The 6,700-nt window shown below is 67.9% G+C and carries 7 protein-coding genes; 1 reads left to right on the top strand and 6 read right to left on the bottom strand.

Translation table 11 applies throughout. From position 1 onward, the window contains the following. Positions 1 to 2: 2 nt before the first annotated feature. From ACJ512_RS11135 to ACJ512_RS11115, 5 genes are all read right to left on the bottom strand, one after another. Positions 3 to 869, bottom strand: coding sequence for a class I SAM-dependent methyltransferase (locus ACJ512_RS11135; protein ID WP_407688329.1), 867 nt, complete (start codon positions 867 to 869; stop codon positions 3 to 5). Between the two features lie 65 nt (positions 870 to 934). Continuing rightward, positions 935 to 2,737 (bottom strand): AMP-binding protein, encoded by a 1,803-nt coding sequence (locus ACJ512_RS11130; protein WP_407688330.1) that lies wholly within the window; start codon positions 2,735 to 2,737, stop codon positions 935 to 937. Between the two features lie 531 nt (positions 2,738 to 3,268). Next, positions 3,269 to 3,976, bottom strand: a complete 708-nt coding sequence (locus ACJ512_RS11125; RefSeq protein ID WP_407688331.1) for a thioesterase II family protein — start codon at positions 3,974 to 3,976, stop codon at positions 3,269 to 3,271. 22 nt (positions 3,977 to 3,998) lie between these two features. Beyond that, complete coding sequence (locus ACJ512_RS11120) at positions 3,999 to 4,865, bottom strand: dihydrodipicolinate synthase family protein (protein ID WP_407688332.1); 867 nt, start codon at positions 4,863 to 4,865, stop codon at positions 3,999 to 4,001. After that, on the bottom strand, positions 4,862 to 5,662 hold the full coding sequence (locus ACJ512_RS11115) for an aldolase (RefSeq protein ID WP_407688333.1): 801 nt from the start codon (positions 5,660 to 5,662) through the stop codon (positions 4,862 to 4,864). The genes ACJ512_RS11120 and ACJ512_RS11115 overlap by 4 nt, the downstream gene beginning before the upstream one ends. A gap of 50 nt (positions 5,663 to 5,712) precedes the next feature. Between ACJ512_RS11115 and ACJ512_RS11110 the strand changes: the two genes are divergently transcribed. Then, positions 5,713 to 6,237 carry a helix-turn-helix domain-containing protein gene (locus ACJ512_RS11110; protein WP_407688334.1) on the top strand — a complete coding sequence of 175 codons (525 nt, stop codon included), beginning with the start codon at positions 5,713 to 5,715 and terminating at the stop codon, positions 6,235 to 6,237. Here ACJ512_RS11110 and ACJ512_RS11105 read toward each other — a convergent pair. After that, complete coding sequence (locus tag ACJ512_RS11105) at positions 6,212 to 6,658, bottom strand: hypothetical protein (protein ID WP_407688335.1); 447 nt, start codon at positions 6,656 to 6,658, stop codon at positions 6,212 to 6,214. The two genes, ACJ512_RS11110 and ACJ512_RS11105, sit on opposite strands and share 26 nt — an antisense overlap. Positions 6,659 to 6,700 lie beyond the last annotated feature (42 nt).

Genomic DNA, 6,700 nt, shown 5'->3' with positions numbered 1-6,700 from the left:
CTTCACACCCTTCGGAGAGAGAGACGGTAAAGGTTGGCGTGGCCCAGTACGAACTGGCGAATGCATGCCTTGAGGTACGTCTCGTAGGCCTCCGCCTTCTCGCGGCCGGTGATCTCGACCGCCTCGTCCATGTTCGCCTGCAGTTTGTCGAGCCAGGCCGCGCACGTGCGCGCGTAGTGTTCGCGATGGTTGACCACCGATCTGACCTCGAAGAGCTTCTCGGAGGCGTGCACGATCTCGGCGAGCCTGGGCAGGTCCGACTCCGGGAATATGTGCTGCACGATGAACAGGGTGTCTTTCAGCCCCTGCTCGTCGAGCGCGACGCTGCCCTTGCCGATGGTCTGCAACGCCATGCCCGCTCCCGGCTTGAGCGCCTCGTGGCATTTCTCGAAGAACGCCCGGTACGCGGCGACCTTGCGCGACCGTTCCCACCCGAACTTGACGAAGTGTTCCATGGCGCCGACGCTGATCAGCGCGTCGTAGGGCTCGTCGGGAACGAAGTCGGCCCAGTCCTGCACCCGCACCTGCAGGCGCGAATCGTCGAGTTCCTCGATGTGGCGGGCCTGCGCCTCGCTCAGGGTCAGGCCCGTGACGTGTTCCACGTCGTGCGCGGCGACCAGCCTTTGCATGGCCGAGCCCCAGCCACACCCGATGTCCAGCACACGTTTCCGCGCGCCGGCACCGGCCAGCGACGCCAGGTAGTCGATCTTGCGGGTCTGCGCCGCCGACAAAGAGTCGCCGTCGGCCTGCCACAAGCCGCACGAGTATGTCATGGACTCGTCCAGCCACAACGAGTAGAACGCGTCGCTGACGTCATAGTGGTGCTGGATTGATTCGGCCGAGGCCCCCCGGTCGGTTGTCGTCGTCATGCCCACGCCCCCATACAGCAGATAGTTCGGACTTCCCTAGGATTCGGTGCCGTCGAACGACGACGTCAGGCCGGAATTTGCATTTCGGCGAACTTGTCCTGCAGGTATTGCTCGGCGCAGGCGGAGCGGCGGATCTTGCCGCTGGTGGTGATCGGGATGGAGCCGGGCGGCACCACGACCACGTCGGCGACCCGCAGGCTGTGCGACTCCGAGACGGCCGTCTTGACCCGTTGTTTGACGCTGCGGATGTCCACCGCGCCGCCGCCCGCATTGCCCTTCTTCTTGAACTCGATGATCGTGACCAGTTGCTCGCGCTGGCCGTCGGGCACCGAGATCGCCGCCGCACGCCCGGCCGTGATCTCCTGGATGGTCGCCTCGATGTCGTCGGGGTAATGGTTGCGCCCGTCCACGATCAGCAAATCCTTGATGCGGCCCACGATGAACAACTCGTCGTCGGAGATGACCCCCAGGTCGCCGGTGCGCAGCCAGGGACCCTCCGGTGTGTCCGGCGACGGATCGGCGATCCGTCCCCCGAAAGTCCTTTCCGTCAGCTCCGGGTTGCGCCAGTAGCCGTCGGCGACGTTCTCACCGTGCACCCAGATCTCGCCGACCTTGCCGGCCGGGTTCTCCTGGCACGTCTCGGGGTCGACGATCCGCGCTGTGCAGGCGCGCGAGCGGCCGTGGCCGACGAGCTCGGAGCCCCCGCCGCTCTCGAGACGCTCGGCGTAGCCGCTCGACAGCTTCTCGTAGTCGAATCGGGCCGTCACCGGGGCCCGCCCCGGGGTGGACGACGCCACGTACACCATCGCCTCGGCCAGCCCGTAGGAGGGCTTCAGCGCGGTGCCCGGCAGGTTGAACGACGAGAAGCGTTGCGTGAAGCGCCGGATCGTCGCGGCGTGAATCCGCTCGGCACCGCTCAGGATCGTGTGCACGTTGCCCAGGTCGAGGCCGGCCATGTCCTCGTCCTTGGTCCGCCGCGCGGCCAGCTCGAACGCGAAGTTCGGTGCGGCGGAAAAGGAGTGGTGGGCGGCCAGCATCTGCATCCACCGCGACGGCTTCTGCAGGAATGCCGTCGGGCTGGTCAGCACCGCGGGGAACCCCCGCAGCACGGGGGCCACCACGCCGAGCAGCAGACCCATGTCGTGGTAGAAGGGCAGCCACGACACCATCGTGATGTCCGGCGGTGGCACCTTCCCGTTGTCCTCGAAGTAGTCGTCGACCACCTGGTCGAGGTTCGCGATGACGTTACGGTGCGTCACCACGACCGCGGCCGGTGCCCGGGTGGAACCCGAGGTGTATTGCAGCAGCGCCGCTTTCGTCTGCGGCATCGCGCTCTCACCGGTGGTGGCGCCGGCGACCATGTCGAGGTCCAGGGCGTCGAGTTCGATCACGGCCGGCGCACGGCCCGCGACGCCGCGCGCACAGGGAACGACGTCGTCGACGGAGTCCGACGTCGTCAGGACCGCCACCGGCGCGCTGTCGTTGACCGCCGCGGCGACCCGCTCGTCGTGCGTGCCGAACTGCGGCACGGGCAGCGGCACCGCGATGTAGCCGGCCGCCATGGCGCCGAGGAACCCGACGATGTAGTCGAGACCCTGGGGAGCGCATATCGCGATGCGGTCACCCGGCGATCCGCAGGATGCCAGCTCCCCGGCCAGCGCCTGCACGCGCCGCTGCACCTCGGACCTCGTCAGGGTCTCCGAATAGCCGCTCGGATCGAGTTCGTAGTCGATGAACGTGAACGCGGCCTTATCAGGCTCACGCGAGGCATTCTCGCGCAAGATGGCAGGTATGGACCAATCCCCCACTAACAACCCCCAGTAATACAGCTGTACAGATTTGCTTTTTCCCGACCCAGAATTGAGCATACGTGGCCCGTTCGGACCAAACCCCTCGGTTCCGGAGCACTACCCCGTTTGGCCGGTACCTAATCGCTTTGCGCCGAAAGACTTTCAGCGTCACGAATGCGAACGGAGACAGACCTTTTTGTATGTTTGCCCGCCGCGGCGGCCGGGATAGCCGCAGCCACCCTGCGGCCGTGCGTGCGACCACGAGCACCGCTGGTACTTCCGTACCGTTTTGGCCGCGGCACACCGCCCCGGAGTGCCCAAACCAACCCCGCGGTGTGGCGCCCGGTTTACGGCGAGGCCAACCGGCGCCCGCCGCACCCGCCCCCGCCGCGGCGCTTGCCGCCCACGTCGGTTTGCTGCCGGTATTTGCCCGGCCGCGGCGCATCCGATTCCGCGCCGGGACGGCCTCCGCCCACCCGCGGGCGGGATCTCGCCGCCGCGGCGCGCACTGTGGAATTCCACACATCGCAAAGACTCAGGCAAGCCACAGCTGATTCCTAAGCCGTTGCGGCGTAAATTAATTCACCGTTCATCCGGGAGTGATGGGCGTCAGCCCCGGCACCACGAGGCCATCTTGTCCTCGATGTCGCCCACCAGCTCCGGCAGGTGCTCGTCGAGATAGAAGTGATGGCCGGGAAACACCCGCGCACTGAACTCCGACGAGGTGCGCTCGGCCCACGGAGCGACTTTCTCCGGGGTGGCGACTTCGTCGGTATCACCCAGGAACGCGAAAATCGGACACGACACGCTCGCGTCGGGTGCGCATTCGTAATTGGTGATGGCCTTGAAGCCGCGCAATGTCGGCAGGATTTTCGCCGCGAATTGCTCGTCGGCCAGAAATTCCGGGTTCGCACCGGTCATTTCGCTGACCGCGTCGAGCAGCCCGCGATCGGAGTCGGGAATGTAGTCGTAGCCGCTGCGGCCGGGCGCTGCACACGCCGACACGAACAGCGCGGCGATGGGATTGCCCGCCGCCTCGAACCGGCACGCCACCTCGAACGCGACCAGCGCCCCCATGCTGTGACCGAAGAACGCGACCTTGTCCTCGGAATGCTCGGCCGGGGGCAGCATCCGGCAGACCTGGTCGGCCAGGTCACCGATGCCGGTGAAGGACGCGAGATCCTGCGCGCCGCGCCGTCCGGGATATTGCACCGCAACGCATTTGACGTCCGAGAACGTCTTGGCGAACGGGACGTAGTACTGTGCCGATCCGCCGGCGTGCGGGAAAACGTAGAGTTTTTGCGTACCGCCGCTCACGAATCCACCGTACCCGTCGCGCTCAGGAGCCGGGCAGCAACTCCCGTAGCGCCGCGCGGCCCTGGCCGTCGAGCGGCAGCAACGGCGGGCGCGGGTCACCGGCCGGGAAGCCGAGCAGTTCCAGCCCCGCCTTGACCGTGGTGGCCAGGCCCCCGGCGACGATGAACTCCAGCAGTCCCTTGAGCTCGTCGTAGCGGGCCCGCGCCGTGTCGAGATCGCCTGCGCGCACCGCGTCGTAGAGGTCTATGCACGGCTGCGGCCGCAGATTCGGTGCGGCCGTGCACCATCCGGACGCGCCGGCCACCAGCGCGTCGAGCACCAGGGGGTTGCTGCCGTTGTAGAACGGCAGCCGGCCGTCCGACAGTTCGGCGATTCGCCGCATCCGGGACAGGTCGCCGGTGGATTCCTTGACCATCGTGAGGTTTTCGATGGCCTCGAACATGGCCACCAGCAACTCGGGGCGCATGTCCACCCCGCTGGTGGCCGGGTTGTTGTAGGCCATGATCGGGATCTCGATGGCCTCGCCGATGCGGCGGTAGTGTTCGACGATCTCGCGTTCGGTGAGCTTCCAGTAGGAGACCGGCAGGACCATCACCGCGGCGGCGCCGGCGCGTTGCGCGTACGCGGCGCGCCGGACGGTCTTGGCGGTCGTCACGTCCGACACGCCCACGACCACGGGCACCCGGCCGGCGACGGTGGCGAGGGTGGTGTCGACCACGCTGTCGAACTCGGGTTCCTCGAGGTACGCCAACTCACCGGTGCTGCCCAGCGGGGCGATCGCATGCACGCCGTCGGCGACCAGCTTGTCGACCAGTGCGGCCAGCCGCGCCGTGTCGACCCCGGTGTCGGCGAACGGGGTCACCGGGTAGGCGATGATGCCGTGGATCACCGCCGGACCCCCGAGGTGGTCAGCGCGTCGGGATGCCGGGAAAGCGCGCGGCGGGCGTAGTAGGCGAAGTTGGCGCGGCTGCGCTGCGGGGTCAGCGTCCAGTCGTGGGCCTCGCGGGCGAGTTGCTCGGGCAGTTGCCGGACGCTGCCGGCGGCCATGGCGGCCAGCTGCAGCCTGGCGGCGCGCTCGATCAGGATGCCCAACGAGCACGCCTCCTCGACGCTGGCCCCGGCCACCACCTGGCCGTGATGGGCCAGCAGGACCGCCTTCTTGGCGCCGAGGGCGGCGGTGATGATCTCGCCCTCCTCGTTGCCCACCGGCACGCCGGGCCAGTCGGCCAGGAACGCGCAGTCGTCGTAGAGGGGCGTGGTGTCCATGTGGGAGACGACCAGCGGCACCCCGAGCATCGACAGCGCGGCGACGTGGAAGGCGTGGGTGTGCACGATGCAGTGGACGTCGGGTCGCGCACGATAGATCCAGCTGTGAAAACGGTTGGCGGGGTTGGGTATTCCGTCCCCATCGAGGACGTTGAGGTCTTCGTCGACCAGCAGCAGGTTGTCGTCGGTGATCTCGTCGAACCCGAGTCCGAGCCGCTGGGTGTAGTAGGTTCCCGCCGCTTCGGCCCGCGCGGTGATCTGCCCGGTCAGCCCCGAGTCGTGCCCGGCGTCGAACAGCGCGCGGCACGTCAGCGCCAGCTTCTGGCGGGTGGTCAACTGCGGATCGTCGACGTGGGCGCTGAGCTGTTCGGCGGCCCGGCGCATCAGGTCGGATTTGGAGTCGGTGAACGTACTCGCCATCTGACACAATGTAGCACCATAGGAAACTTGGTGTCATGAAAGGGGCGCCGATGACGGCACTGCTGCGCGCGGTCCGCCGGGAACGCGGCCTCACCCTCGAGGGGCTCGCCGCCGCCGCCGGACTGACCAAGAGCTACCTGTCCAAGGTCGAGCGCGGGCTCAGCACGCCGTCGATCGCGGTGGCGCTCAAGGTCGCGCGGGCGCTCGACGTCGACGTCGGGCGGCTGTTCTCCGACGAGGCGGCCTCCGAGAAGATCGCCGTCGACCGGGCCGGGCGTCAGCCCGGCGAGCGCTATCGGGCGCTGGGGGCCGCGCTGCTCGGAAAATCGATGTCGCCCTTCGTCGTTCGCCCGAGCGAGCACGCCGCCGACGATCCACATCCCGTGCACGCGGGTCAGGAGTTCGTGTTCGTGCACTCCGGGGCCGTCGAACTCGAATACGGGGACACGACCCTCGCGCTCGGCACCGGCGACAGCGCCTACTTCGACGCGGCGATCGGCCACACCCTCCGGGCGGTGGGCGGCGAACCGGCCGAGGTCGTCGTGGTCGCTACCAGGGACGCGTCGAGCAGGTGACGCCGGTGGTGGCGTTCTGGGTCACCACGACCTTGCCGTCCACGGCGATCTCGCAGTGCAGCTGCGGGGTGGACCCGGAGCCGCAGTCCGGCCAGTGACACCCGCCGCTGGCGTTGACGAACGCCCACTGGTTCGGGTTCGCCAACGTGGTCGTGTACACCAGCGGCTGGTCCGCGCTGAACGTCGCCTGCACGGTGTTCATGTACTTCGACGAGTTGTCGTCGAAGGCGGACTGGCTGGGCGGGTCGCTGTTCATGTACCGCACCTGGCCGGTCAGGTTGCCGGTGGCGCTGACCGTGTAGGTCACCTGATGGCCGGCGGCCGGGTCCGCCTGGGAAGTCGCGGGCGTGACGGCTGCGGCGAAAGCCACCGCGGCCACCGCCGCCCCGAATACGCTGATCGCTTCTCGCACGTTGATCATGTCGGAGACGGTACCGAATCCGTTACGGACGGCTCCGCCGAA

The organism is Mycobacterium cajalii, from assembly GCF_045809005.2.
Classification (GTDB): domain Bacteria; phylum Actinomycetota; class Actinomycetes; order Mycobacteriales; family Mycobacteriaceae; genus Mycobacterium.
This window is presented reverse-complemented; position numbering and strand designations above follow the sequence as displayed.

Coding starts and splice junctions, on each gene's coding strand:
- ACJ512_RS11105 (WP_407688335.1), bottom strand. CDS start 6,658: ATGATCAACGTGCGAGAAGCGATCAGCGTATTCGGGGCGGCGGTGGCC.
- ACJ512_RS11115 (WP_407688333.1), bottom strand. CDS start 5,662: ATGGCGAGTACGTTCACCGACTCCAAATCCGACCTGATGCGCCGGGCC.
- ACJ512_RS11110 (WP_407688334.1), top strand. CDS start 5,713: ATGACGGCACTGCTGCGCGCGGTCCGCCGGGAACGCGGCCTCACCCTC.
- ACJ512_RS11130 (WP_407688330.1), bottom strand. CDS start 2,737: ATGCTCAATTCTGGGTCGGGAAAAAGCAAATCTGTACAGCTGTATTAC.
- ACJ512_RS11135 (WP_407688329.1), bottom strand. CDS start 869: ATGACGACGACAACCGACCGGGGGGCCTCGGCCGAATCAATCCAGCAC.